1 protein-coding gene is annotated in these 1489 nt (G+C 70.7%); it reads left to right on the forward strand.

Annotated elements, in window-relative coordinates:
• Positions 1–243 precede the first annotated feature (243 nt).
• The gene (locus tag E0D90_RS25570) at positions 244–1452 is read left to right on the forward strand and encodes an outer membrane protein assembly factor BamB family protein (RefSeq protein WP_157996957.1); all 1209 of its coding nucleotides are present in this window, start codon (positions 244–246) and stop codon (positions 1450–1452) included.
• Positions 1453–1489: the final 37 nt, after the last annotated feature.

Raw genomic sequence — 1489 nt, forward strand, 5'->3', positions numbered from 1 at the left:
CGCCTACCTCGCCCACTACGCCACCCACTGACCCCGCCCGACCGGCCGGAGTGGGCCGACGGTTGCTCGCTGTATCCCCCGCAGCGACGAGGAGTTGGCGAATGGTACGTTCAACGTACCGATAGAACACTCACAGTAGTCATGTGGAGGGGTGGGGGCGACGTGCGTAGCGCCGGAGCGAGGAGAGGCACGGCCGGAAGGCGGACCGGGGGCCGGTGGGTCGCCGCGACGGCCCTGGCCGGGGTGTTGTCCCTGACCGCGTGCGGCTCGGGTGGCGACGACGCGAAACCGGCCGGCCAGGCCGCTCCGACGGACGAGGAGCCGGCCGAGGAGCCCCGGCCCTCGCCGGGCTTCAGCACGGAACCGACCACCGCTCTGACGGAGCACTATGTCGGCCAGGCCAGCGGTGCGCTGAACTCCGAAACCGCCTACCTCGCCGACCACGGCGGGTTGACGGCGTACGACCTCGAAACCGGAGAGGAGCGCTGGCGGCTGGAGCCCGAGGCCCCGGGCCTGGACGCCTACGGTCCGGACGACATCCCGACCGAGAAGGCGGAGCTCAGCTTCTTCCAGTCGGGCCTCAGCCACCTCGCCGAACCGATTCTCACCGACGTGGCCGGCACGGAAGCCGTCCTCGCCGCGCGCCTCGTGGATCTCGGCGAGGCCGTCGGCGGCTCACTCCAGCTCGCCGACGCGGACAGCGGGGATCAGCTCTGGAGCACCGAACTCCGTCCGGAGTTCTGGGAGACGAACGCGGCGACACCGACGCTCTACCTCGGAGAGGTGCACGACGAGCGGGTGGTCGTGACGGTGAGCAACGGAAGCTACATGGAGCCGGGCAGCCTGGCCTTCGAGCACTTCGTCATCGACCTCGGCGACGGCGAGGTACAGGAGCTGGGCGCGGACGTCTCCTACGCCGGGCACGCGAACGGCGCCCTCTACACCCAGGACCGGCTCGCCGACGGTGCCTCCGGGGACCTCGTCGCACGCGATCCCGCCACCGGCGAGGAGAAGTGGCGGACGGAACTCCCCGGCTCTTACGGCACCGTGTACGGCCCGTGGATTCTCGTGAGCGACTCCGGCGACGGCGCCCGGCTGCTCAGCGCCGAGGACCGCTCGATCGTCCGTGACGCGGGCGAAGGGCTCGACGGAGTCCGGCAGTGCGACTACGACCCGGCACTGATCGCGCTCGTGTGCGTGACGGAGGAGGAGATCGTGGGCGTGGGCGAAGACGGCCAGATCGCCTGGACCACTCCCACTGACGGTAGTTACACCTCGACACGGCTCTTCAACGGCTACCTCTACGCGCAGCCGGCGGGCGAGCTGATTGTCCTGGACGTGCTCACCGGCGAGACCGTGACCGAGAACGTCACCACGACTCCGCACGCCGCCGGCCCGACCGGGGTACTCCTGACCGAGGGCACCACGGTGAGCTTCCACGCCGCCGAGTAGCCGAACCGGCCGCGATGCCGGGCGGAGGGGTGGGGTG

The organism is Streptomyces otsuchiensis (assembly GCF_004305975.1).
In the GTDB taxonomy this organism is placed as follows: domain Bacteria; phylum Actinomycetota; class Actinomycetes; order Streptomycetales; family Streptomycetaceae; genus Streptomyces; species Streptomyces otsuchiensis.